Here is a 24,308-nt window from a genome sequence, read left to right as displayed (position 1 = left end):
AGAAATGATGCGCTGTGGACGACGTGAGGCCGTGGCCCGAAATCTTGTATCGAAGAATTCGGGCCACGGCCTCACATGTGGTCGAAGGGAGTTAAGCCGTAGCCTGTGCCTCAACCTTCACCAGGTCGGCTTCGAGCGCCACCCAGCCGAGCATGGCGCACTTCACGCGCATCACGAACTTTGCGACACCGTGCAGGGCGATCGCGTCACCGAGCACGTCTTCGTCGGGTTCGCCTTCGCCGCGTGACTGGATCATCTCGCGGAACGCCCCGATCTTGGCACGCGCGGTGTCAATGGTGAGCTCTTCATCGCGCACGAGCTGCGCGAGAATCGAAGCCGATGCCATCGAAATGGAGCATCCCTGCCCCTGCCACGCGAGCTGAGAAATGCGGCCAGTGGCGGGGTCAACCGCGATCGATACATCGATCTCGTCGCCACAGCTCGGATTGAACTCGTGGTGTGACGCAGTGTGCGCACCCGGGTGTTCGGCGAGGTCGCCCTTGCCGATGGGTCGCTTTGAATGATCGAGAATTAGTTCTTGGTACAGACCGTCAAGCGCGCTCACGCTGACACCTCCACTCCGAAGTACCGCTGGGCGCCGCGGAGCGCGTCGAGGAACCGATCGACCTCGTCTTCTGTGGTGGTGAGATGCACACTGGCACGCGTACTGGACGCGATGCCAAATGCGCGGTGTAGCGGCTGCGCACAGTGGTGACCCACGCGCACGAGCACTCCCTGCTCGTCAAGGTACTGGCCCACGTCGTGGGCGTGCAGACCCTCAACTGAAACTGAGGCGAGGGCGATGCGGTTAGTGGTGCCAGCAGGGCCCAGCAGACGCAACCCAGGGGTCGCTTCGATACCGGCCACGAGCCGCTCAACGAGTTCGTGTTCACGAGCCGCTGCGCGGTCCATGCCTACGGCCGACAGGAAATCGACGGCGGCGCCGAGGCCCACCGCCTGAGACACCGGCTGGGTGCCAGGCTCGAACTTGAATGGCGCCGGCATGAACTCGGCCGACTCCATGGTGACGCGGGTGATGGCTGAACCACCGGTGCGTGACGGCGGGAGCGCGGCGAGCATCTCGGGTGTGCCATACAGCACGCCGATGCCGTTGGGGCCGAGCATCTTATGGCCCGAGAACGCGGCGAAGTCGACGCCGAGTGCGGCGAAATCAACGGGGATATGCGGCACTGACTGGCAGGCGTCGAGCACGGTCACAGCGCCAACGCTGCGGGCCAGCTCAACGAGCTCAGCGACGGGAGCCACAAAACCGGTCACGTTTGACACGTGGGCAAACGCAAAGATGCGGGTGCGCTCGGTGAGGGCAGCGCGCGCATCGTCGAGGCTCCAGGTGCCGTGTTCGTTCACCGGAATGAAGCGCAGGGTTGCGCCGGTCTTCGCGGCGAGGCGCTGCCACGGAATCAGGTTGGCGTGGTGCTCTGCCTCGGTGATCAAGATCTCGTCGCCCGTGCCAAGCGCGAAGCGCTCAGAACCGGCAACACCGAGGCCAGCGTTGGCCTCACCAATGCCGAGCGTCACGATGTTGAGGGCATCGGTGGCGTTCTCTGCCCACACGATTTGCTCGGGGGTAGCTGCCCCCACAAATGCTGCGACCTTGGCGCGGGCCCCTTCGAACGCCATCGTGGCTTCGCCAACAGCGCCGCTGGTGCCGCGGTGTACCGCGGCGTAGGAAGTCTCCAAGAATCGACGTTCAGCATCGAGCACCGCTGCAGGGCGTTGCGAGGTTGCGGCCGAATCGAGGTACGCGGGAGCTAGTGTGCCCGGCGCGGGTTGCGCGGCGAAGTAAGGAAATGCGGCGCGGAGGTCTTGGACCTCTGCGGCAGAAAGGGCTGACATGTATTCCATTCTCCCATTGACGGCTGACTCCCGGTGTAACGGGCTGCAACATCAGACTATTCCGTGAAAGGGTGTCGGCGTGTACGCGCTGAGCGCATCTGAATGCTAATTGGTAGGAAATCCCGGCCCGAATCCGGGGAGGTCTCGGGACTCGGCACTGAGGTCAGCTTCGGCGCTAAGACCAGCTTCGCCGCTGTCGGTGTCGGTGTCGGTGTCGGTGTCGGTGTCGCTGTCGATGTCGATGAACCAGGGGTCAGATCCTGGGATACTTCCCGGGGTTGTTTCCGGATCATCCCCCGGATCATTCCCCCGATCATCCTCTGGGGTGTTCCCAGAGTTCTCCTGTGGAACGGGGTGAAAGGGATGTTCGGGGTGGTCGGCGTACTGCGCCCCGGTGGGGCTGGTCCAGAGGAGGGTTCCCTCGTCGTCTTGAGTCACTCGCCATTTTGATTGGGGCGGAAGATCGGGGTGCTTGAGCGCGTGGTGTTGTTTGCACAAAAACTCGAGATTTGAAATCTCGGTGGGGCCGCCCTGCGCCCAGTCGCTGGTGTGATCGATTTCGCAGGATGCGACGGGTCGCGTGCAGCCGGGGAATCTGCAGTGGAGATCTCTGGCGTGAAGTACCCGCCGCATCGCTTCGGTGGGTTGCCGTCGTTCAGTCGCCAGCACCTCACCGTTTTCGGTGAGCGCAACCGCGTCCCAGCCAGGTGCGATGGCTGTAAATGCCCGGGCGGTGTCGGAATCGATAGGCCCATATCCTTCGAGGGTGGCGGTGCCACCGACCGGGATCACGATCGAAATATTGGCTTGGATACCCGCGATTGCGAGCCGAGTCTGGGTGCTTTGCCTGTTGGGGCCGGCCGAAGTGGCTGGTGGAGCTGACCCAGGTGGTGGATCCAAATCTGTTTGAAGCGGTGAGCTGGTTGGTGGCGCTGAACCGGTTGAAGTTGCTTGAGATGTTGGATCAGGTTGGAGGGGCTGTGCGACCGGGACACTTCCTCGGGTATCTCTTCCTGGGTCCAGGGATCCGGTGAGAAGAAGTTCTGCGAAGATGTCGGCCCGAAACTGCCCCAGGGTGCGTTTCACAGTGCCACCCTTTGCCTTGTTCACGCGAGCCCTGGCCTCGCGCTGCGCAGCAGGCGTCAACTCGTCATAATTGGCCGGAAGTTCAGTGGCCTCGGGAATGTGAATCCCCAGCTCATCGGCGATCGTGGCCTTCTTGATGTCGAGTGTTGAGGTGGAAGTCGAAGTGCCGGCTGCCTGGCCTGAGGCTGAGGCTGAGGCTGAGGCTGAGGCTGAGGCTGGGTCTGAGGCGTCTGAAGTATCTGCGGAGCCTGCGGTGCCTGTGGTGTCTGTGTGATCTGTTGCGTCTGCGTAGGCTGCGCGCTCGCGGTCCTTCGCGACCTCAAGGCGCCTGGCCGCTTTCGCCGCCTTCTGCAGCATGTCTTGAATGGCGAAGGCGATGACCGCGGGCACGACCGCCACGAGTTCTGCCATGCCGTGCGGCAGTTCGTAGACACAGACCGACCGTTCGGCGGCCGCCATGTGATGCAGCTCGTCAATCGTGTGCGGGGTGAGTTGTTGCGCGAGGGCCTTTGCTTTGATGCGCAACCGGCCCGGGCTGGTTTCTGCTGCGACTGCCACACACCGGGTCTCGTATTCTTCGCGCTTGGCCGGGTCGACGATGTCGCCTTCGCCCACGATCGCTCGCACATGCTGCACGGTGATCGCCGCAGTCTCAAGTGCGGTCAGTGTCGCTGGGAAATCGTGGACGAGTTGATACGCATCACCCATCTGACGCACGAGCGCCCGATCGCTCACCCCCGCCGATACCGCGAGTTCTGCGGCCTTTGACCGCAGCCCGATACTGATCTCGCTGTCGACTTGCGTGCGGTTCAATACCAGCTGCTGCAGCTCTGCCAAGTGCCTGGCCTTCGACGCTTCGAGTCGTGAGATCGCCTGGGTCTCGGCGACGAACGCCTCACGGATTTCAGCAGTGCGTGCCAGCTCTGCGTCGTCAGGAACAGAACCGACGAACTCCACCCGTGAGGGCCCACGCCTCTTCGGTGAGGGGGAGTTCGGTGAGGTGTTGAAGTGATCATCACCTGTCGGTGGGGTGGTCATATTTTCATTAGACACCATGCCTCGGACATTCAAGGGTGGCGAGGTGACCCCATTGACAAATCAATATCGAGGGGGTGCGAAACTGCGGCGTCAGCCGCGATCCGGAGCTTGGGGCGGCAGAATAGAGCCCAGAAACTAGCCCAGTTCGGGCTCAGGCCCGGCCGGGGTGAGGAACCAGTTCACCACGCCAGCCGCGACCGCGATGGTTGCCGCCAACAGCGGCAGCAGCAGCGAGGCCTGGGTGCTGACGTGCTCAGCGACCACGCCCGCGACCGCGGCGGTGAACGACTGGCCCACCATGATGCCGGTGCCGAGCATCGCCATGACCGTGGCTCCGCGGCCGGCGGGGGTGCGGTGCGCGCCAAAGCTGTACAGCGTGACGAGCAGCGGGCCAATACCAATGCCCATCACCGCGAGCGCGAGGATCATGCGGGGGAGATCGTGCGCAGTTTGCAGGAACAGTGCGCCGCCAAAGATCAGCAGCGCGAACACGAGCCAGCGCGCCCGCAGCGTGAACTTCGGGGAGAGCCAGGCGACGCCCACCGCAAAGATCGCCGACCCCACTCCCATCACGCCGTAGATCAGGCCGGCCTGTTCGGCATCGCCGCGATCCTGCATGAAAGCGGTGAGCGAGGTGAGCATCGAACCAAAGAACATGCCGACCGCGAGGATACCGATGACGGTGAGTAGCAGTGTGGGGCGCCACAGCTGCGAGACCGGGGCCACATAGGTGACGGTGCCTTCTTCGACCTGGGCCTTGGCTCCGGTGGGGTGCAGCGCGAATGCCGTCACGAAAATCAGCGTGAGCACGCCGGCGCCGATCACCGGCGCCCACGCCCCAAACGCCGTGGCGAGCAGACCTACGGTCACGGGACCAAAGACAAAGATGACCTCGTCGGCCGCCGATTCATACGCAAAAGTCGATGACAGCGACCGTGACCTGCGTGCGGCCGGCAGCTGAGACGAAATGATGCCGACGAGCCGGGCCCGCGACATGGGCGAGATCTGCGGCACCGAAGCGCCGACAAGAAACGCCGAGAAGAACACGGCCCACATGGGCAGCGTGCTGAACGCCACCCAGGCGAGCACGCCGAGCAATACCGCGTTCACCGCGCCGGCCAACAGCAGCATGGGGCGCTGACCGAAGCGGTCGGCCGCAGCACCCAGCAGTGGCCCGCAGCACGCAACGCCGAGACCCACCGATGCCGAAGCGAAGCCGCCAAGCTCGACCGATCCGCGGGCCGAAACGACCAGCGTGAGCACCCCGATCACGACCATCGCAAACGGCAGCCGGGCCATCAGCGCGATCGGGAAATACGCGAATCCGGTGCGCGAAATAACGGTGACCTGATCTTGCGCGTTCGAATTCTCCATAGCCGAGCGAGTCTAACAGGCGATGCCTGTCAGCCTCGTGACTCGGTGCTTACGGTAGATCAACACCCTGCTGTGTGAGGAACTTCATGAACTCATCTGCATCGTCGATGCTGCCGGGGTAGGCCACACCGTTCACGACCACGAGGGGCGTGCCGGTGACCCGCAGCTCGGGGTTTGCGGCCCGCGGCACCGGGTTGGTGCTGTGCCAGTTACTCAAGGCCTGGGCGAAGGTGACGTGCTGCTCATGAGCGATGCAGGATCGGGTGTCGCGTTGCAACCCACCCGTGGCCCCCTCGATACGTTCGACCAGCGCAGCGTTGTCGGGGCCCTTGATGCCCTCGGCGGGCTGGAAATCGGGGTGCAATAGGGCGCGGTGCGCGGTCCACGCGAGATCGGGCTCGCGCTCGGCCACGCAGGCCATCGCTCCGGCGACGCGTGATGAGTAGTAGCTGCCAGCAGAGGCCTGGTCAAGGAAGGTGAGGGGCTGCAGCTCGACCACGGCGCCCGCGAGCGCTGCCTCCTCGAGGGTGTCGCCGTTCGCCTCTTCAAAGATGAGGCAGGCGGGGCAGCGGTAATCGAGGTATAGCTGAATGCGGTCGGGGGAGGTGCCATCGGCCCGGTCAGCCAGTGCGGCGGTGTTGGGGAACGAATTGTCGGGCAGCGCATCCGATTCGATGACGCGCAGCGACGACTTCGAGTCGCCGGTGAACATGATGCCGCCGCTCGCAAAGTTCGCGGGCCACGAGACACCGTCAGATGCCCCCGGGGCCTCAGGTGCCTCAGGAACATCCGGGTGACCGGGAGCGCCCGGCGTCCCCGGAGCCTCAGGTGCCCCATGCCCCTCACCCGTCTCGTTCGGCGCCCCGAAGCCCGAGCTCGCAGTGGCCTCCTTAAACGCTTGCACACCGATCATGCCCAGGTCGAACATCACCACGCACGCGGTGAGCGCGAGGGTCGCCAACCCAGCCACGAGGCCAGTGATGCCGGGCGCCCGCGGAGCACGGCGCGCAATCGAGATGCCGCCCAATACGATGGCGGCGATCGCGAGCCCCGCACTCAGAATGAGGGCGACGGGCGCATACAGCATGGCCACCAGCGCGGTGACGATCGAGGCGAGCCCCACCGCCATCGCGGCAATAGCAATACCGCGACTCGGGTGCGGCAGTGCGCGCACGGGTGCCGCAGCTGGCGCGGGAGCGAAGCTGGCTGCGGGCGTTGACTCCGCAGCAGGCAGCTGCGCCGGATCAACTGCGGGCGCGGGTGCCGCAGCATCAGGCACAGGTGCCGGCTCATACGGTGACGTTGCGGGCGTCTGGTCGCCCTGACCGGGCGCTGCGGGATCGCTCATGCGCACCATTCTCGCAGGCCGGTGCTGAGGCGGTGCTGAAGCAGTGCTGAGGCGAGGCTGAAGCATGGCACCGTTCACACACCCGGCAGCGCCTACGATGGAAGCATGATTCTGCTCGCTGCCACCCCCATCGGTAACCTCGGCGATGCGTCGGCCCGCCTGCGCGAAACCTTCGAGGCCGCCACGGTCATCGCAGCCGAAGACACGCGCCACACCATTCAGCTGCTGCGCCTGCTCGGCATCGAAAACCGGCCCGAGCTCATCGCGCTGCACGACCACAACGAACACGAGCGCGCCGCCTCTCTCGTTGAGCGGGCCCGCGACGAAGACATCGTGCTCGTGAGCGATGCCGGTATGCCCACGGTCTCTGATCCCGGATTTCGCGTCGTACAGCTCGCCGCCGAGATGGGCGTCGACGTCACCTGCATCCCCGGCCCCAGCGCCGTCGTGACCGCGCTCGCGGTCTCGGGGCTGCCCACCGACCGCTTCGCGTTCGAAGGATTCGTGCCGCGCAAGGCCGGCGATCGCACCCGCGCGCTCGAAGAACTCGCGAACGACCGCCGCACGCTCGTGTTCTTCGAGGGCCCCTCGCGGCTCGCGGCGACGCTCGCTGACTTCGCGCGCGTGTTTGGCTCGGATCGCCCCGCCGCCGTCTGCCGTGAACTCACGAAGATGCACGAGGAAGTCAAGCGCGGCGGGCTCGCCGAGCTGGCCGAATGGGCAGCCGAGGGCGTGCGCGGTGAAATCGTGATCGTGGTCGGCGCTGGCGCCGCGAAGGTATTCTCACCCGAGGATGCCCTCGCCGAGGTGCAGAACCGCGTCGCCGCGGGCACCCGCCTGAAAGACGCCACCCGCGAGGTCGCCGAGGCCACCGGGCTGTCAGCCCGCGACCTCTACGCCGCCGCCCTCGCCGCACGCAACTAGTTTCACCACTGTCAAGGAGACCCCGTGTCGAAGTCCAGCGCTCGCCGCAACAGCTCGAACAGTCAGCAGCGCGCACAGCTGCACGCGCTTGAGCGCAGCGCCGTGCGCATCGACCTGTGGCGGCTCGTGTTGCCGGTGCTGTGGTTTGGTCTCGTCGCCGCGATCTCGTTTATTGAGGCTCCGCTGAAGTTTCAGGCCCCGGGCATCACGATTCCGCTCGGGCTAGGTATTGGGCGGCTCGTGTTCTCGGCGCTGAACGTAGCCGAGGGCTTGCTGCTGTTTGCGCTGACGATTCTGTCGTTTTGGCCGGTAGCGTCGCGCATCACCGGGCGCCGCCTGATGGTGTGGGCGGGGCTCGCCGCTTTGTTTGTTATTAAGGTCGTGTTTGTGCGCCCGCCATTAAACGCGCGCACCGATCTGGTGCTGCAGGGTGGCGATCCCGGGCAGTCACCATGGCACTACATTTACATCGCCTGCGATGTGGCCGTGTTGGCGCTGCTTGTCGTGGCTGCCGTGCTTGCGGCCCGCGCGCTGTTGGCGCGGCTCGCTCCACGCGACTGACCGGGCTGCCGGGCTACGAGCTGCCGGGTAGCAGCGTCACCAGCTTGCTGCCCGCCGGGGGTCTCCCAGCTCCCGGCTAGCCGGGTGCGAAATACTACAACCACTGCGTCGGCGCGGCCGGCGATTCTCCTCGAGTTAGGAATCCACTTATCGTGAACATCTCCCGTGCCCTCCTGCCCGCGGCCCTCGCCGGGGCGCTGCTGATGACCGGATGCTCTGCCGCCGGTGCTCCGACCAAAGACGCTGCGGGTGTTGAATGTCTCGCGTCGGGCTCTGCAAGCTCGAGCCTCAAGGTTTCGGGCGACATCGGCGCTGACGCAAAGCTCACGTCAAAGGCACCGGTGACCGCGAAGAAGCTTGAGCGCTCGGTGATCACCGAGGGCGACGGCAAGGTGGCAAAGGAAGGCCAGAGCGTCACCGTGTCGATGGCGATGTTTAACGGCAAGACCGGCGCCTCGATTCAGCAGCAGCCCGCGAGCGCCGTGCCGTTGGTGAAGGACACGCTCAACGACTGGGCCTACGAGGGCCTGCGCTGCGCGCTGCCCGGTGAAACGGTGGGCATTGTTGCCCCCTACAACGATTTCTTTGGGTCTGAGATGGAACCCGAGGCCACCGGTCTCGAGGGCTTCACCAAGAAGGACTCGATCGTCATCGTGATGCAGGTCGAAGAGATCAATGACGCGGCCGCTGCTGAAGAGCCCGTCGCTCCGACCAACGAGCCGGGCACCCTCGAACCTGATGAGCTATTGAAGAAGGCCGAGGGCACCGCCAAGGATGCTCCCGAGGGGTTCCCCACGGTGAAGCTCGCGAAAGACGGCGCACCGACGATCACGATGCCCAAGGGCGATGCCCCGAAGAAGCTCGAGGTCGCCACGATCATCGAGGGCGACGGCGAAACCGTCGAGCCCGGTGACCGCGTGTACGTCAACTACCGCGGAGTGATCTGGCGCACGGGCGAAGAGTTTGACTCCAGCTGGAGCCGCGGCGAAGCCGCAAACTTCACCACAACCGGAGTGATCGGTGGCTTCCAGCAGGCGCTTGAAGGTCAGAAGGTCGGCTCGCAGATCATCTCCGTGGTGCCCGCTGAAGACGGCGGCTACGGTGCTGATGGACTGACCCAGATGGGCCACGAACCCGATGACGTCATGGTCTTCGTGCTCGATATTCTTGGTACGGTTCACGCCGACGCCAAGTAGGTTTCAGAAGTAATACTGAGTCGCCCCTGTGGTGAGCTCCCGGTCATAGGGAGCACTTCACAGGGGCGATTTGCTGTCTGCGCACAGCGGGATCCGGCACAATGGAACTATGAAGCGCGTCATCATTTTGGGGTCCACAGGTTCGATTGGCGAGCAGGCGCTCGACGTGATTCGTGCGAATCCCGCGAAGTTTCAAATCGCCGGGTTGGTGGCGGGCACGAACGCCGAGCGTGTGGCCGAGCAGGCCGAAGAATTCAATGTCGAACACACAGCGCTCGGTGCCGACGGCGCGGTGCAGATCATCGAAGACGTCGAGGCCGACGTGGTACTCAACGGCATCACCGGTTCGGTGGGGCTCGCCCCGACGATCGCCGCGCTGAAGGCCGGGCGCACGCTCGCCCTCGCAAATAAAGAATCGCTGATCGTGGGTGGTGACCTCGTGCGCGAGCTCGCGGCCCCCGGTCAGATCGTGCCCGTCGATTCTGAGCACTCGGCCATCGCGCAGGCGCTGCGCTCGGGCACTGCGGGCGAGGTGCGCCGCCTCGTGCTCACCGCCTCAGGTGGCCCGTTTCGCGGCCGCACCCGCGCAGAGCTCGAACACGTCACCCCCGCGCAGGCGCTCGCGCACCCCACCTGGAACATGGGCCGCGTCGTCACCACCAACTCGGCGACGCTCGTCAACAAGGGCCTCGAAGTGATCGAGGCGCACCTGCTCTTCGACGTCTCATACGGCAACATTGACGTGGTGGTGCACCCGCAGTCGATCGTGCACTCGATGGTCGAGTTCATCGACGGATCGACGATCGCGCAGGCCTCACCGCCCGATATGCGCCTGCCCATCGCGCTGGGGCTTACCTGGCCCGAGCGCCTCGGCGGCGTGGGCGCCCCGATTGACTGGACCAAGGCGACCTCCTGGGACTTCGAGCCGCTCGACAGCGAGGCATTCCCCGCCGTCGACGTCGCCAAAGAGGTGGGCCGCGCCCGCAAAACCTTCCCGGCCGTGTTTAACGCCGCCAACGAAGAGGCCGTCGATGCCTTCCACGACGGCCGCATCGGCTTCACCGACATCGTCGACATCATTCGCGCGGTGCTCGAGGTACACGAGGCCCCGGCACAGCTCACGCTCGAATCGCTCGCCGAAGCCGAACGCTGGGCACGCGAGCGGGCCCAGCTCGTGATCGCGGCCCGCGCCCGCTAACGCCGCGGCTGCGCGTCAGGCCGCAGCGGGGCAGGCGGAGGTGGGGCGGCGCGATCGTGATCCGGATCAGCATCGCGCGATTGCACCCCCGCCCGTGCGCGGGCACAGCTGTCTCCCCGAAACTACACAGTGGCAGCCAGTAGCCTAAACCCGTGATTGACGTGCTGCTCTACGTGCTGGGGATTGTAATCATCCTCATTGGACTTGCCGTGTCTATTGGGCTGCATGAGATCGGGCATCTGGTGCCCGCCAAGCTCTTCGGCGTCAAGGTGACCCAGTACATGGTGGGCTTTGGCAGAACCGTGTGGTCGCGCCGCAAGGGCGAAACCGAGTACGGCGTGAAGATGATTCCGCTTGGCGGTTACGTCGCGATGACCGGAATGTATCCGCCGCAACGACCGGGGGAGGCGCCCCGCGCATCGACCACCGGGTTTTTGAACTCGGTCGTCGAAGAGGGCGCGCCCACGGGCAAGGCTGGGGGCGCGGCGACCCTGGAGGCTGCCGCCGACACCATCGATGGCGCGGCACCCGCGGGCCGGCACCCTGCCGCCGATGAGCTCGAGCTGCGCCGCGGCATTGCCGGTCTCGTCGATGACGCACGCCTCGCGAGCGCCGAAACCATCGACGAAGGCGAAGACCACCGCACCTTCTACCGCCTCGCGGTGTGGAAGAAAATCATCATCATGCTGGGCGGCCCGCTGATGAACCTCGTGCTCGCGTTCGTGTTCTTCGCCATCGTGTTCGTGGGCTTTGGGGTGCCGCAGTTCACCACTACGCTCGGCCAGGTGAACGAGTGTCTGCTGCCCGCCACGAGCACCGCTACCAGCTGTGACGCGACCGATACCGCCGCCCCCGCGGCGGCGGCCGGGCTGCGCCCGGGCGACACGATCCTCGAGATCGACGGCGTAAACATGGGCAGCTGGGAGCAGTTTCGCGACGCCGTCAGCGCCGCCCCCGGCACCCCGCTTGATCTGCTGATCGAGCGCGCAGGCAGCGAAGAGCACGTCACCCTCACCCCCGTGCCCAATACCCGCCTGGTCGTTGACGAGGCGGGCAAGGTGGCCACCGATGCCGCGGGCGTTGCCCTCACCGAAACCGTCGGCATGATTGGTGCCTCTCCGGCGAGCGCGCGGGTGCGCCAGCCTATCACCGCGGTGCCCGCACAGGTGGGGCAAAACATCGAGCATGTCGTGGGGATCGTGGTGCGTCTGCCCGATCGCATGGTTGACGTGTGGAACGCCGCTTTCGGGTCTGAAGCACGCGACCCCAACGGCCCCATCAGCGTTGTCGGGGTGGGCCGCATTGCCGGTGAGGTCGCAAGCTCGGGCGAGATGGAGATCGCCGCCCGCGCCCAGACCCTAGTGATGCTGCTCGGCTCGCTCAACGTCGCCCTGTTTGTGTTCAACCTGATTCCCCTGATGCCGCTCGACGGCGGCCACATCGCGGGCGCTCTGTACGAGGGGGCGAAACGCCGCCTCGCGAAGCTCTTCGGTAAAGCCGACCCCGGTCCCGTCGACACCGCAAAGATGGTGCCCGTCACCTTTGTCGTCGTGATCGTGATGGGCGCGATGAGCCTCCTGCTCGTCTACGCCGATCTCGTGAAACCGGTCTCGCTCTTCGGGTGAAGCTGGCTGAAAAGCGGGTGTAATCGGGGCTGAATTGGGGCACGCTCAACGAGCACGCAGCCGACGTGACTAGAATCGTGTTCGTGGCAGCAATTAATCTCGGTATGCCGAAGGTTCCTGAAATCCTTTCCCCTAGGCGAAACACCCGCAAGATCAAGGTGGGTTCAGTCATGGTCGGTGGCGACGCACCTGTTTCGGTGCAGTCGATGACCACCACGCCTACGACGAACATCAACGCGACGCTGCAGCAGATCGCTGAGCTGACGGCGGCCGGTTGCGACATTGTGCGCGTCGCCTGCCCCAGCCGCGACGACGCTGAAGCGTTGCCGATCATTGCGATGAAGAGCCAAATCCCCGTGATCGCCGACATCCACTTCCAGCCGAACTACGTGTTCGCTGCGATCGATGCCGGTTGCGCCGCAGTGCGCGTGAACCCGGGCAATATTCGTAAGTTCGACGACCAGGTCGGTGAGATCGCGAAGCGCGCGAAGGCAGCTGGCACCTCGCTGCGCATCGGCGTGAACGCCGGATCGCTCGACCCGCGTCTGCTGCAGAAGTACGGCAAGGCCACCCCCGAGGCGCTTGTGGAGAGCGCCGTGTGGGAAGCCTCGTTGTTCGAAGAGCACGACTTTCACGACTTCAAGATCTCGGTCAAGCACAACGACCCGATCGTGATGGTGAAGGCCTACCGTATGCTCGCAGAGCGTGGCGACTGGCCGCTGCATCTCGGCGTCACCGAGGCCGGCCCCGCGTTTCAGGGCACCATCAAGAGCGCGACCGCGTTCGGCATTCTACTCTCCGAGGGCATCGGCGACACGATTCGTGTATCGCTGTCGGCGCCCCCCGTTGAAGAGGTGAAGGTGGGCATGCAGATTCTGCAGTCGCTCAACCTACGCGAACGCAAGCTCGAGATCGTCTCGTGCCCGTCGTGTGGCCGCGCACAGGTCGACGTGTATACGCTCGCCGAAGAGGTCACCAAGGGCCTCGAAGGTATGACCGTGCCACTGCGCGTTGCCGTGATGGGCTGCGTTGTGAACGGCCCGGGTGAGGCTCGCGAGGCCGACCTGGGGGTTGCCTCGGGTAACGGTAAGGGACAGATCTTTGTCAAAGGCGAGGTCATCAAGACCGTGCCCGAGTCTGAGATCGTGGCGACCCTCATCGAGGAAGCGAACCGGTTGGCTGCCGAGATCGGCCACAAGGCTGAATCGGGCGCACCCGAGGTGCTCACCTACTAGCACCCGTCACGGTTGCCGCTTTGAGCGCGTGTGACCGTACGCATACAGCCCGCCCAGATATCTGGGCGGGCTGTTGCGTTATGCGGCCTCGAGTTCGATCACGCCCGAGGCGATATCTGCCCGCACCACCCGCACCCGGCCTTGGGTACCGGGCGTCAGCGCGCGACCCGTGGTGCGCGCCGTTACGGGCGGGGTGGTGATCTGCACGCGCGATCCGGAGCCGCGTGCCTCGAGCACCGTCACCTCGATCGTCTTACCAACATGCTCTTGCAGCAGTGCGGCCTCGACCATGTCGAGCGCGGCCGCGCCCAGCTGGCCGGCGAACGACGCGGATGCGCGCATGAGCGCGGGAATCTCGGGGAGGCTCGCACTCGCCCACGCGGGCACCTGGCGGCCCGCGCACAGTGCCTCGCAGATGACGAGCCCCCAGCGGTCCACGAGGCGCCGCAGCGGCGCCGTGACGTGCGCGTAGGGGGCCGCGATCGCCGCCTGTGCGATGTGCGCGGGCGGCTGCAGCATCGTGCCGTTTGCGTCGGGCACCCCGAAGACCGCGTATCCGGCGCCACGAAACAGGCCCGCCGCGGCGTGCAGCACCGCGACGCCCGCGGCGGTGTCGCGGTTGATTGTGCGCAGATATTCGCCGTAGGGTAAAGCGTTCGGCCACTGCTGCCCGAGCGCCGTCACGCGGGTGCGAAACTCTGCGAGCGCTGCCGCGTCGGGCGGCGGCATCGTGCGAATAATGCCGATGCCGCCGTCGAGCATGATGCACGCCGCGGTCATGCCGGTGAGGAGCGAGAGCTGCGCGTTCCAGTCTTCGACGGGCAGCGGGAAGCTGCGCTCGATGCGGTATTCACCGTCATTGCACACGATCTCTTCGTCGGCCATGTTGAGGCTGGCCCCGCCGCGGCGCCGCTCCTCGGCGATGCGCAGTGTGGCAAAGGCTTGCAGCAGCGCGATTTCGGGCCGGGGAGTGCCCGCATCGACGCCGGCCTGGGCCGAAACATAGTCGAGCTTCGCGACCGAGCGCACTTGGGCTCGCTCGACCCTGGGCGCGTCCACCTGCCCGCCCTCGAACGAGGCTCGCCCTGATGCGTCGGTGGGGATGGTCCACACGTATGCGGTGCGATCTTCGTCGGGGAGCAGCGAAGCGCGGCCCTCGCTGAGCACGCGGGGGTGCAGCGGCACCGAACCATCGGGCAGATACAGCGTTTGGCCGCGGCGCCTGGCCTCGGCATCGAGCGCGCCGCCCGGGGTGACGAAGCTCGGCACATCGGCGATCGCGTAGCGCAGCAGCCAGCCTGTGCCGTTGCGCTCGAGGTGAAACGCCTGATCGAGGTCGCGAGAACTCGCGGGGTCGAGCGTGACGAACGGGATATGACGTAGGTCGAGCGCGGGCGGTTCGGGTGGTGCCACCGCGGCAGCCTCCGCCTCGAGGCGTGCGGCCGCCGTGAAATCGACCGGCACATTGTTCGCGGTGCGCAGCGCCTGAAGCGCCGATTCGAGGAGGCCGTGTTCATCACGGTGGCTGAGGTGTGAGCGCCTATGGGGCATGGCCTCAGCCTACCGGCGCGGCCCCCGCAGAGGCTAGGAATGAAACATTGGCAAACTCAGGCCAATAAATATGCTGCACTCCTAGACTGGGGGCATGAGTATGCCAGTGACGCCAGCCGCCGCCGATGCCATCGATACCTTTTTGACCGCCGCGGGTGTGACGAAACACCGCGCGCTCGTGCGCCGCATTCTTGAAGCCGGGGTGGGGTTGAGCACCGATGACACGTCGCGCCTCAACCTGAAGATCACGTCGGCGGCGATCGAAGAGATGCGCGCCGCGTTCAAACTCTTCGCCCCCTACACGAACACCCCCAAGGTGACCGTGTTTGGCTCGGCCCGCACCCAGTCGCATGATCCGCTGTGGGCCAACACCGAGAAGGTGGCGCAGCAGCTCTCGGCCCGCCACTGGATGGTGGTGACCGGGGCGGGCCCCGGCATTATGGAGGCCGCCGCAGATGGCGCGGGCGCCGAGAAATCGCTGGGCGTCTCGATCCGACTGCCCTTCGAAGAAGCCCTCGACGCCGAAGGTAACACCGTCGACGCCAACAACGTCGTGATGAAGTACTTCTTCACCCGCAAGCTGATGCTCGTGAAAGAATCGAGCGGCTTCGTGTGCCTGCCCGGCGGCTTTGGCACCATGGACGAAACATTTGAGCTGCTGACGCTGCAGCAGACGGGCAAGATGGACCCGGTGCCGATCGTGCTGCTGGATCGCCCCGGTGGCACCTACTGGAGTCACTTCGCCGCGTTCATCACGCAAGAGCTCGCGGGCGGCGGCTATATCTCGGCCGGCGACCTTGACCGCGTGGTCATCACCGACTCGGCCGAGACCGCGACCGCCGAGGTCTTGGGCTTCTGGCGCAACTATGACTCGCTGCGCTGGGTTGGCGATGAGCTCGTGATGCGACTCAAGGCCACCCCGACTGCGGGAGAAATAGCACAGCTGAATGCTCGGTTCTCGGGGCTGCTCGACAGCGGCGAGATTCGGGTGACGAGCCCGCTCGCCCCCGAGGTGAAGGACAATGATCGGCTTGAATTGCCGCGCATCGTCTTCACCCCGCGACGCCGCGCGGTGGGCGATCTAGACCGGGTGATTCGGGCGCTCAACGCATTCGCGAGCGCCCCACCGATTACTGACGCACGTACGACCCCAGGTGCTGACCGGTAAGCGTTGACCCGTCGGCGATGAGGGCCGCGGGGGTGCCCGTGAACGCGATGCGGCCGCCCTCGTGCCCGGCGCCGGGGCCGAGATCAATGATCCAGTCGGCGTGGGCCATCACCGCCTGGTGATGCTCGACCACGATGACGCTCTTGCCCGCGTCAACGAGGCGATCGAGCAGGCCCAGCAGCTGCTGCACATCGGCGAGGTGCAGGCCGGTGGTGGGCTCGTCGAGCACATACACCTCGGCATCTTCGAGCATGTGAATGGCAAGCTTCAGGCGTTGCCGTTCGCCGCCCGACAACGTCGAGAGCGACTGGCCCAGCTTGATATAGCCGATGCCCACGTCGACTAAGCGATCGAGAATCTTGACGGCCTTCGGGATCTTTGAATCGGGCTGCGCGAAGAATTCGTGCGCCTCAGACATTGACAGGTCGAGCACCTCAGCAATGTTCTTGCCGCCGAGCGTGTACTCGAGCACGGCCGCATCAAAGCGCTGCCCGTCACACACGGGGCAGACGCTCTCCATCGTCGCCATCATGCCGAGGTCAGTGAAGATGATGCCGGCGCCCTTGCACTCGGGGCAGGCACCCTCGGAGTTCGCGCTGAACAGTGCGGGCTTCACCCCGTTGGCCTTCGCAAACGCGGTGCGCACGGGATCGAGCAGCCCCGTGTATGTCGCCGGGTTCGACCTGCGTGACCCCTTGATCGCGCCCTGATCGACGGTGACAACCCCGTCGCGGCCCGACACCGAACTGCGAATGAGGGAGCTCTTGCCCGATCCGGCCACGCCGGTCACGACGCACAGCACCCCGAGCGGCACATCGACATCGATGTCGCGCAGATTGTGCTCATTGGCGCCGCGCACCTCGATCGCACCAGTCGCCTGCCGCACGGTCTCCTTCACCCGGGCGCGGTCATCCATGTGCGTGCCGGTGAGCGTGCCCGAGGCACGCAGCCCCGCCACCGAGCCCACAAAGCAGACCTCGCCGCCTAAGGCACCGGCCCGGGGGCCGAGATCAATCACCTGATCGGCGATCTGAATCATCTCGGGTTTGTGCTCGACTACGAGCACCGTATTGCCGGTGTCGCGCAGCTTGAGCAGCAGCTGGTTCATGCGCTGAATGTCGTGTGGGTGGAGCCCGATCGACGGCTCATCGAAGACGTAGGTGGCGTCGGTGAGCGCCGACCCCAGGTGCCGAATCATCTTGGTGCGCTGCGACTCACCACCTGAGAGCGTGCCGGTGGGGCGGTCGAGGCTGAGGTACCCGAGCCCGATCTGCACGAACGAATCGAGGGTGTCTGCGAGCTTGGCCATCAGCGGGGCGAGCCCGGGGTCGTTGATCGACCGCACCCACTCGGCGAGGTCGCTGATCTGCATCGCGCAGACATCGGCGATCGATACGCCGTCGATCTTTGAAGATCTGGCCGAATCGTTCAACCGGGTGCCCTCGCATGCGGCGCACGGGCGAAACACAATGGCCCGGTCGACGAAGGCGCGAATGTGCGGCTGCATCGCGTCACGATCTTTCGACAGCATCGACTTTTGAATGCGTAGGATGAGGCCCTCATAGGTGAGGTTGACGCCGTCGGCCTTCACCTTGATCGGTTCTTTGTAGAGCAGATCGTGCAGCTGCGCTTCGGTGAAGTCTTGAATCGCGACGTCCATGGGCAGCACCGCGCCAAAGACGCGGCCGTACCAGCCATCCATGCTGAAGCCAGGCACCTTGAGCGCACCATCGGCGAGTGACTTCGATGCATCGTACAGCTCATCAAAGTCGAAATCGCTCACGCTGCCGCGCCCCTCACACGTGCTGCACATGCCACCCAGCACCTCGAAGCTGCGTCGCTCCTTCACCTTCTTGCCGCCCTTTTCAATCGTGACGGCGCCCGCGCCGCTGATCGAGGCGACGTTGAACGAGAATGCCTGGGGCGACCCAATATGCGGGGCACCGAGCCGCGAGAACACAATGCGCAGCATCGCATTCACATCGGTCGCGGTGCCCACGGTGGAGCGGGGGTTGGCGCCCATGCGCTCTTGATCGACGATGATCGCGGTCGTGAGCCCCTCGAGCACGTCGACATCGGGGCGGGCCTGCTGCGGCATAAACCCCTGCACGAAGGTGCTGTAGGTCTCGTTGATGAGGCGCTGTGACTCGGCCGCAATCGTGCTGAACACAAGCGAACTCTTGCCCGAGCCCGAGACGCCGGTGAAGACGGTGAGCCTGCGCTTGGGCAGATCGACGTCGATGTTCTTCAGGTTGTGCTCGCGCGCCCCGCGCACCTTGATCACGGTGTGTGCGTCGGCGGGATGGCCTACATCTCTGGTGTGTGCATCGCTCATGCGGCAAGAGTAACCCGCCGATACGCTGGAGTCATGCACGCCGCGCGCTCGACCCTTCCGCTGCGTCTGCCCCACGCGGCAGCCGCCCTGCTCGTGTGCCTCGCTGCCCCAGCCCTGTTCGTGCTCGAGCAGCTGTGGCTCGGTGCGTTACTCGCCGCGGCCGGGCTGATCTGGGCCGGCCTGCTCGGCAAGGGAGCGGCCGCTCGAGGCAGCGCGCTCGCTGCGCCTGATAGCGCGTTCGCTGCGCCCGGCGCGCAGGCGGGTGGCGATTCGGGATCCGGATCCCAGCCCGCCGCGCCCCGCGCCCCCAGCCTGCTGCGCGACCTATCGCTGATCGTCATCGGCCTCGCGGTCGTGCGCACGATACCGCTGGCCGCGCAGCTCGACAACTGTGCGATGGTGCGGTTTACGCTCGCGCTCGGGGGCGCGGTGCTCGTGCCCTACCTCGTGTCGCGGTACCTGTATCGCGACCGGGCCACCGGGTTTCCGTGGCGGGGCGGCGGCCGCTGGGGTCGACTGCACTGGGGCTGGCTCGGCGCCGTGATTGTGCTCGCCTGGCTGCTGCTGCCGTGGTATTTTATGGGCTCGGGCGTCTATCGCAACTGGCCCGCCGTCGACTCACCCGAGCTCATCGGCAGGCTCTTTGTGGGCGTGGGGGCGGTGGGCATCTGGGATGAGCTGTTCTTCATCTGCACCGTGTTTGCGGTGCTGCTGCGGCATTTTCCGATGTGGACCGCGAACGTGCTGCAGATGATCGTGTTTGTATCGTTTCTGTGGGAGCTGGGCTACCGGTCGTGGGGGCCCGCGCTCACGATCCCGTTCGCGCTCGTGCAGGGATACATTTTTATGCGCACCAGATCGCTCGCGTACGTGGTGACCGTGCACCTGCTCTTCGACGCGATTGTGTTTGCCGTGATTGTGCACGCCCACAACCCGGCCCTGTTTGATTGGTTTCCGCTGGCCGGGTGACTGCGGCGCGAGCAGTTATCCCGCGAGCAGTGCCGCGATGCGCCGCACCGCGAAATCGTAGCCCTGCACGCCGCAGCCCACGATCACGCACTCAGCTATGTCTGAGATGAATGATTCGTGGCGAAACGCCTCACGGGTGTGCACGTTTGAGATGTGCACCTCGGCCACGGGCAGCGCGACGCCGGTGAGCGCGTCACGAATGGCGACCGAGGTGTGGGTGAAGGCGCCCGCGTTGATGATGACCGCGGCGCAATCTTCGCGTGCGGCATGGATCGCGTCGATCAGCACGCCCTCGTGATTGCTCTGCACGCAGCGCACGTCGAGACCGAACTCGGTGGCGACGCGGCCCACGAGCGCCTCAACATCGGCGAGCGTATCTGCGCCATAGATCGCAGGTTCGCGGGTGCCCAACAGGTTCAGGTTGGGGCCGTTTACCAGCAGGATGCGTCTCGTCATGATGCCGTCTCCTCGTCGCTTGTGCGACCATCGTGGTCGTTTCTTCCATCGTAGCGCCGGGGAAGCCCCAAGCTGCGATACCTTTATAGGGTGACGGAAGAGCAGCCTCAAACACGCAGACAGTACGATCCGACGACGTTCCGCGATAAGCCGGTGTCTTTTGTGCGCCGCGGTGGCCGTATGACCTCATCGCAGGAGCGCGCATGGGACGACGATCACGGGCGCTACGTGCTCGACATTAAGAACGGCCCGGCCGCAGCGAGCCTCGCCGAGGGCGAGACGGGCGACCCCGTTGAACTCTTCGGCCGCGACGCGCCGCTCACCGTTGAGATCGGTTCAGGCCAGGGGCACGCAATTCTGCACGCCTGCGAGAGCCACCCCGAGCGCAACTTCCTGGCCGTCGAGGTGTTTCGTGGCGGCCTCGCCCGCACCGTGCTTGGTGCGGTCGAAGCGGGCGTCGAGAACCTGCGCCTCGCCGAGGTCAACGCCCCCGAGCTGCTCGAGCGCTACTTGCCCGCAGGTTCGGTCGAGGAGATCTGGGTGTTCTTCCCCGATCCCTGGGCCAAGGTGAAGCACCACAAGCGCCGCCTCATTAGCCCCGAGTTTGCGCGCATCGCGCACCGAGCCCTCGCTCCCGGTGGTACGCTGCGCCTCGCCACCGACTGGGAAGAGTACGCGCTGCACATGCGCGACGTGCTCGACGAAGCCCCCGAGTTCACGCGCGCCTTCGACGGTGACTGGGCCGAACGCTACGAGGGCCGCGTCCTCACCGCGTTCGAGCAGAAGGGCACCCAGAAGGGCCGCGATATTCGCGACCTGACCTACTCGCGGGTGTAACCAAAAAGGTCACCGCGTACGCACATAGCGCTCGAGCACTGTCGATTCATGACGGTTGCTCGGGCGCTATTTGCGTCTCGGGGGTACCTTGGAATGTATGAGCGATGACGCACAACACTTGCACCCCGAAGCGGTGGCGCGATGGGAGCTGAACGGAGGCACCTGGCGGGTGTCGACCGTCACGCAGACCTCGGCCGCGGTCGAGTTGCGCCGCTGCGATGGCGGCGAAGTCGTCGACCGCCTCACGCTCACCCAGCCGCGTGACCTTTGCTGGGCCCGCACACACGCACTTGCCCATATTCAAGGAGACACCGTGACGCATCACCCCCGCAGCAGCCAGTGGAGCCGCGACCTCGGCATCACCGCCCCCATTGTGTGTGCACCGATGGGCGGCGTCGCGGGCGGCGCACTGGCCCACGCGGTGTCGCGCGCGGGTGGGCTCGGCATGATCGGTATGGGCAGCGCGGGCTCTGTGGCCGCGCTCGAGCGCGAACTTGCGGCGTTTGCCGCGGCGCATCAGGCTGCGGGTGAGGATGATGCTGACATTCCGCTGCCGTTTGGCATCGGCATGGTCGGGTGGGGCATCGAGCGCGACCCCGAAATGTTTGAGCGCGCCCTTGCTGCCCGCCCCGCCCTGCTTTCGGTGAGCTTTGGCGACTGGGTGAGCGGCCGCACCCCCGAGTGGGTGACCCGCGCCCGCGCCATGGGAATTCGCACCATCACCCAAGCCGCCACCGCCGATGAAGCCCGGGCCGCCGAGGCCGCCGGCATCGACAGCGTGGTGGCACGCGGGCTCGAGGGCGGCGGGCACGGCGACCACCGCGAACCGCTCGGCTCGCTGCTCGCTGAGGTGATCGGTGCGGTGTCGATCCCGGTGCTGGCCGCCGGTGCCATCAGCACCGCGGCCGATGTGCGACGCGTACTCGACGCCGGATCAGCGGCCGCCTGGGTGGGCACCGCGTTTACGGCCTGTACCGAGTCACTCGTGTCACCCGCGGCCCGCGAGGTGCTGATCGCCGCGCACGGCCGCGATACCCGGGTGACGCGGGTATTCGATATCGCCCTCGATCGGCCCTGGCCCGCCCATTTCCCTGAGCGACTCATCGACACCCCGTTCATTGTTAAGTGGCACGGGCGCGAGGCCGAGCTCGCGGCCAATGAACAGGCCAAACAAGAGTTTCGCGCGGCCAGCGCGGCCGGCGACTTCACCGTGGTGCCGGTCGACGCCGGGCTCGGAGTCGATCACATCACACGGGTGCACCCGGCCGCCGAGGTCGTACGCGAGCTAACGCCCGTTGAATAACGCCCGTTGAATGACGCCCCATGACGCGGCATAAAACGCCACACGACGCCAAAACAGCGGGGTAAAGCGCCGAAGCGATCTACGATGGGGATCATGAGCGAACCCCGCAGTATCGCAGAGCGCCTCGACGACCTTCCGTTCACGCGCAAGCACCGACGCGTGCTCACCGGATCAGGCATCGGTTGGGCCCTCGACGCGATGGACGTTGGCCTGATCTCGTTCATCATTGCGGCGCTCACGCAGCAGTGGGGCATCTCGAGCGGTGAAGCCGGGCTCATCGCCTCGATCGGGTTCTTGGGCATGGCCATCGGTGCGAGCCTGGGCGGGCTGCTCGCCGACCGCTTCGGGCGCCGCCAGGTGTTCGCGATCACCCTGCTGATCTACGGCATCGCGACCGGGGCAAGCGCACTCGTCGGCGGCGTGGCGGTGCTACTGGTGCTGCGGTTCTTTGTCGGCTTGGGCCTGGGTGCTGAGCTGCCGGTCGCCTCTACCTACGTGAGCGAGTTCGCCCCCGCCCGCATTCGCGGCCGCATCATCGTGATTCTCGAGGCGTTCTGGGCGGTGGGCTGGACGGCCGCCGCGCTCATCGGCTACTTCGTAGTTCCCGCTTCTGATGATGGCTGGCGCTGGGCCTTCGCGCTCGGCGCGATCCCCGCGGTGTGGGCGCTCGTGGTGCGCTGGGCGCTGCCCGAATCGCCCCGCTGGCTGGGCGGCCACGGCCGCGCAGCAGAGGCCGAAGTGATTGTGGCCTCGTTCGAGGCCGAGGCCGCCAAGCTGCCAGCCGCCACGATCCAGGCAGCCGCCACTCCGGCGCCTCCCGCGCACGCCCAGGCAGCCGAGAAGGCTAGCGGTGCTGACAGCGCTGCCGCTGGCACCGCCGCTGCGCGTCCTACTGCCTCGGCCTCGCGTCTCGCCGGCATCTGGTCGCGCGAACTGCGCGGCCGCACCCTCGCGATCTGGATCGTGTGGTTCTGCGTCAACTTCGCTTACTACGGGGCGTTCATCTGGATCCCCAGCATTCTGGTCGACGCCGGGTTCAGCCTCGTGCGGTCGTTCGGCTTTACCCTCATCATCACGCTGGCCCAGCTTCCCGGCTACGCGGTGGCCGCCTGGCTGATCGAAGTGTGGGGGCGCAGGCTCACCCTCTCGGTGTTCCTCATCGGCTCGGCCGTATCGGCCATCCTGTTCGGCACGGTGCACGCCGAGGGCGCGATCATCGCGACCGGTATGGCGCTGTCGTTCTTCAATCTGGGTGCCTGGGGTGCGCTGTACGCGGTCACTCCCGAGCTCTACCCGACCTCATTGCGCGGCACGGGCGCGGGCTCGGCAGCCGGCTTCGGCCGCATCGCCTCGATCATTGCACCGCTCACCGTACCGCTGCTGCTGGCCGCGGGCGGATCAGGGCTCACCTTCGGCGTATTCTCGATCTTCTTCGTCGTGGCGGCCGCGGCCACCTGGGGGCTCGTGGACCGCAAGGGCCAGGCACTCGACGACCGGTAGGCACGCTGCAGGGCGCGCTAGGGCTGAGCGGGGAGGGGCCTCGCGCGATCCGGATCAAGATCGTGCGAGGCCCGCATATTAGATCGCTTGCGGCTCACGCCACATCGTCATGATCGTGAGGCCCGAGGGCAGATCGATCGTGCCGTGCGGTTCGTATCCAAGGCGCTGGTAGCGCGCATTGTTCGCGGGATTCGAGGACTCGAGGTAGGTGGGCACACCCAGCTTGTCGAACTCAGCGAGGTTCGCGGCGAGCAGCCCCATACCGAGGCCCTTGCCGCTGTGCGCGGGGTGCGTCGCGAGCAAACTCAGGTAGTAGTGCGGCGCGGTGGGGTGAGCGGCGTCGAACAAATCAGAGATCGCAAGCACCTCGTCGCGCTTCGCCTCACCGATGAGGCCGGCCACGAACTCGGGGAACGCTTCCTCTTCGGCGTGGGTGAGCTCTTCGGCGTTGGGCGGGTACCACACGGCGGCCGCGGCGACTTCTGCGGTGTCGGTGTCGGCCTTGGCCTCGCTCGCGACCGTGAACGTGAAGGGGTAGCGCTGCGCAGTATTGACGAACAGGCCCCAGTAGCTGCGGGCGACGGCGAGATCGTCGGCGTTGGGGGAGAGGATCGGCGACCACGAAGGATCGTGCGCAAATGCGAGCGCAATTGTGTCGGTGATCGCGGTGAGCTGCTGCGGGGAATGCGGGGCGGGCGTCACGTGCGCGGGAATCTGCGTCATGAGGACTCTTCTCTCGGTGCGAGG

General features: G+C 65.8%; 20 protein-coding genes. 11 read left to right on the top strand and 9 right to left on the bottom strand.

Features of this window, described 5'->3' with window-relative positions; genetic code table 11:
- Nucleotides 1-91: 91 nt before the first annotated feature.
- From sufU to JOF28_RS04690, 5 genes are all read right to left on the bottom strand, one after another.
- Nucleotides 92-565, bottom strand: a complete 474-nt coding sequence (gene sufU / locus JOF28_RS04710; RefSeq protein WP_209704703.1) for a Fe-S cluster assembly sulfur transfer protein SufU — start codon at nucleotides 563-565, stop codon at nucleotides 92-94.
- Nucleotides 562-1,857: an aminotransferase class V-fold PLP-dependent enzyme gene (locus tag JOF28_RS04705; RefSeq protein ID WP_209704702.1), complete on the bottom strand. Its 1,296-nt coding sequence runs from the start codon at nucleotides 1,855-1,857 to the stop codon at nucleotides 562-564. Before JOF28_RS04705 ends, sufU begins: the two co-directional genes overlap by 4 nt.
- A gap of 105 nt (nucleotides 1,858-1,962) precedes the next feature.
- The gene (locus JOF28_RS04700) at nucleotides 1,963-3,900 is read right to left on the bottom strand and encodes an HNH endonuclease signature motif containing protein (protein WP_209704701.1); all 1,938 of its coding nucleotides are present in this window, start codon (nucleotides 3,898-3,900) and stop codon (nucleotides 1,963-1,965) included.
- Between the two features lie 216 nt (nucleotides 3,901-4,116).
- Nucleotides 4,117-5,355: an MFS transporter gene (locus JOF28_RS04695; RefSeq protein WP_209704700.1), complete on the bottom strand. Its 1,239-nt coding sequence runs from the start codon at nucleotides 5,353-5,355 to the stop codon at nucleotides 4,117-4,119.
- A 49-nt stretch (nucleotides 5,356-5,404) separates the two neighbouring features.
- Entirely contained in the window at nucleotides 5,405-6,703 is a 1,299-nt protein-coding gene (locus JOF28_RS04690) for a DsbA family protein (RefSeq protein WP_209704699.1), read from the bottom strand.
- Between the two features lie 105 nt (nucleotides 6,704-6,808).
- Between JOF28_RS04690 and rsmI the strand changes: the two genes are divergently transcribed.
- From rsmI to ispG, 6 genes are all read left to right on the top strand, one after another.
- Entirely contained in the window at nucleotides 6,809-7,627 is an 819-nt protein-coding gene (gene rsmI, locus JOF28_RS04685) for a 16S rRNA (cytidine(1402)-2'-O)-methyltransferase (RefSeq protein WP_209704698.1), read from the top strand.
- Nucleotides 7,628-7,651: 24 nt separating this feature from the next.
- A complete protein-coding gene (locus tag JOF28_RS04680; protein ID WP_342452080.1) occupies nucleotides 7,652-8,188 on the top strand; it encodes a hypothetical protein in 537 nt (178 codons plus the stop codon).
- 152 nt (nucleotides 8,189-8,340) lie between these two features.
- Nucleotides 8,341-9,384, top strand: coding sequence for an FKBP-type peptidyl-prolyl cis-trans isomerase (locus JOF28_RS04675; protein WP_209704697.1), 1,044 nt, complete (start codon nucleotides 8,341-8,343; stop codon nucleotides 9,382-9,384).
- A 109-nt stretch (nucleotides 9,385-9,493) separates the two neighbouring features.
- Nucleotides 9,494-10,582 (top strand): 1-deoxy-D-xylulose-5-phosphate reductoisomerase, encoded by a 1,089-nt coding sequence (gene dxr / locus JOF28_RS04670; RefSeq protein WP_209704696.1) that lies wholly within the window; start codon nucleotides 9,494-9,496, stop codon nucleotides 10,580-10,582.
- Between the two features lie 161 nt (nucleotides 10,583-10,743).
- Nucleotides 10,744-12,207, top strand: coding sequence for a M50 family metallopeptidase (locus JOF28_RS04665; RefSeq protein ID WP_425342485.1), 1,464 nt, complete (start codon nucleotides 10,744-10,746; stop codon nucleotides 12,205-12,207).
- A 104-nt stretch (nucleotides 12,208-12,311) separates the two neighbouring features.
- Complete coding sequence (gene ispG / locus JOF28_RS04660) at nucleotides 12,312-13,442, top strand: flavodoxin-dependent (E)-4-hydroxy-3-methylbut-2-enyl-diphosphate synthase (protein ID WP_209706778.1); 1,131 nt, start codon at nucleotides 12,312-12,314, stop codon at nucleotides 13,440-13,442.
- 78 nt (nucleotides 13,443-13,520) lie between these two features.
- Here the strand turns inward: ispG and JOF28_RS04655 are convergent, their stop codons facing one another.
- A complete protein-coding gene (locus JOF28_RS04655; RefSeq protein ID WP_209704694.1) occupies nucleotides 13,521-14,993 on the bottom strand; it encodes an RNB domain-containing ribonuclease in 1,473 nt (490 codons plus the stop codon).
- Nucleotides 14,994-15,087: 94 nt separating this feature from the next.
- Here JOF28_RS04655 and JOF28_RS04650 point away from each other — a divergent pair, with 94 nt between their 5' ends.
- Complete coding sequence (locus JOF28_RS04650) at nucleotides 15,088-16,161, top strand: LOG family protein (protein WP_209704693.1); 1,074 nt, start codon at nucleotides 15,088-15,090, stop codon at nucleotides 16,159-16,161.
- Here JOF28_RS04650 and JOF28_RS04645 read toward each other — a convergent pair.
- A complete protein-coding gene (locus JOF28_RS04645; protein ID WP_209704692.1) occupies nucleotides 16,124-18,496 on the bottom strand; it encodes an ATP-binding cassette domain-containing protein in 2,373 nt (790 codons plus the stop codon). The two genes, JOF28_RS04650 and JOF28_RS04645, sit on opposite strands and share 38 nt — an antisense overlap.
- Before the next feature lie 33 nt (nucleotides 18,497-18,529).
- Here JOF28_RS04645 and JOF28_RS04640 point away from each other — a divergent pair, with 33 nt between their 5' ends.
- The gene (locus tag JOF28_RS04640) at nucleotides 18,530-19,465 is read left to right on the top strand and encodes a CPBP family intramembrane glutamic endopeptidase (RefSeq protein WP_209704691.1); all 936 of its coding nucleotides are present in this window, start codon (nucleotides 18,530-18,532) and stop codon (nucleotides 19,463-19,465) included.
- Between the two features lie 15 nt (nucleotides 19,466-19,480).
- Here the strand turns inward: JOF28_RS04640 and aroQ are convergent, their stop codons facing one another.
- Complete coding sequence (aroQ, locus tag JOF28_RS04635; RefSeq protein ID WP_209704690.1) at nucleotides 19,481-19,921, bottom strand: type II 3-dehydroquinate dehydratase; 441 nt, start codon at nucleotides 19,919-19,921, stop codon at nucleotides 19,481-19,483.
- A 180-nt stretch (nucleotides 19,922-20,101) separates the two neighbouring features.
- Between aroQ and trmB the strand changes: the two genes are divergently transcribed.
- From trmB to JOF28_RS04620, 3 genes are all read left to right on the top strand, one after another.
- Nucleotides 20,102-20,758 carry a tRNA (guanosine(46)-N7)-methyltransferase TrmB gene (gene trmB, locus JOF28_RS04630; RefSeq protein WP_245189870.1) on the top strand — a complete coding sequence of 219 codons (657 nt, stop codon included), beginning with the start codon at nucleotides 20,102-20,104 and terminating at the stop codon, nucleotides 20,756-20,758.
- 97 nt (nucleotides 20,759-20,855) lie between these two features.
- Nucleotides 20,856-22,061, top strand: a complete 1,206-nt coding sequence (locus JOF28_RS04625; protein WP_245189869.1) for an NAD(P)H-dependent flavin oxidoreductase — start codon at nucleotides 20,856-20,858, stop codon at nucleotides 22,059-22,061.
- A gap of 84 nt (nucleotides 22,062-22,145) precedes the next feature.
- Nucleotides 22,146-23,561 carry an MFS transporter gene (locus JOF28_RS04620; protein WP_425342473.1) on the top strand — a complete coding sequence of 472 codons (1,416 nt, stop codon included), beginning with the start codon at nucleotides 22,146-22,148 and terminating at the stop codon, nucleotides 23,559-23,561.
- A 78-nt stretch (nucleotides 23,562-23,639) separates the two neighbouring features.
- On the opposite strand, the gene JOF28_RS04615 is transcribed toward JOF28_RS04620, so the two are convergent.
- Complete coding sequence (locus JOF28_RS04615) at nucleotides 23,640-24,284, bottom strand: GNAT family N-acetyltransferase (protein ID WP_209704687.1); 645 nt, start codon at nucleotides 24,282-24,284, stop codon at nucleotides 23,640-23,642.
- Nucleotides 24,285-24,308 lie beyond the last annotated feature (24 nt).

Origin of the sequence: Leucobacter exalbidus, from assembly GCF_017834145.1 — a bacterium.
Lineage (GTDB): Bacteria > Actinomycetota > Actinomycetes > Actinomycetales > Microbacteriaceae > Leucobacter > Leucobacter exalbidus.
Note: the sequence above shows the minus strand (reverse complement) of the source record. Positions and strands in the feature narration are given on the sequence as shown.

Bases quoted from the DNA above. Each gene is read 5' to 3' on its own strand.
- JOF28_RS04705 (WP_209704702.1), bottom strand. From the start codon at position 1,857: ATGTCAGCCCTTTCTGCCGCAGAGGTCCAAGACCTCCGCGCCGCATTT.
- JOF28_RS04695 (WP_209704700.1), bottom strand. From the start codon at position 5,355: ATGGAGAATTCGAACGCGCAAGATCAGGTCACCGTTATTTCGCGCACC.
- JOF28_RS04690 (WP_209704699.1), bottom strand. From the start codon at position 6,703: ATGAGCGATCCCGCAGCGCCCGGTCAGGGCGACCAGACGCCCGCAACG.
- rsmI (WP_209704698.1), top strand. From the start codon at position 6,809: ATGATTCTGCTCGCTGCCACCCCCATCGGTAACCTCGGCGATGCGTCG.
- dxr (WP_209704696.1), top strand. From the start codon at position 9,494: ATGAAGCGCGTCATCATTTTGGGGTCCACAGGTTCGATTGGCGAGCAG.
- ispG (WP_209706778.1), top strand. From the start codon at position 12,312: ATGCCGAAGGTTCCTGAAATCCTTTCCCCTAGGCGAAACACCCGCAAG.
- JOF28_RS04655 (WP_209704694.1), bottom strand. From the start codon at position 14,993: ATGCCCCATAGGCGCTCACACCTCAGCCACCGTGATGAACACGGCCTC.
- JOF28_RS04650 (WP_209704693.1), top strand. From the start codon at position 15,088: ATGAGTATGCCAGTGACGCCAGCCGCCGCCGATGCCATCGATACCTTT.
- JOF28_RS04645 (WP_209704692.1), bottom strand. From the start codon at position 18,496: ATGAGCGATGCACACACCAGAGATGTAGGCCATCCCGCCGACGCACAC.
- JOF28_RS04640 (WP_209704691.1), top strand. From the start codon at position 18,530: ATGCACGCCGCGCGCTCGACCCTTCCGCTGCGTCTGCCCCACGCGGCA.
- aroQ (WP_209704690.1), bottom strand. From the start codon at position 19,921: ATGACGAGACGCATCCTGCTGGTAAACGGCCCCAACCTGAACCTGTTG.
- trmB (WP_245189870.1), top strand. From the start codon at position 20,102: ATGACCTCATCGCAGGAGCGCGCATGGGACGACGATCACGGGCGCTAC.
- JOF28_RS04625 (WP_245189869.1), top strand. From the start codon at position 20,856: ATGAGCGATGACGCACAACACTTGCACCCCGAAGCGGTGGCGCGATGG.
- JOF28_RS04620 (WP_425342473.1), top strand. From the start codon at position 22,146: ATGGGGATCATGAGCGAACCCCGCAGTATCGCAGAGCGCCTCGACGAC.
- JOF28_RS04615 (WP_209704687.1), bottom strand. From the start codon at position 24,284: ATGACGCAGATTCCCGCGCACGTGACGCCCGCCCCGCATTCCCCGCAG.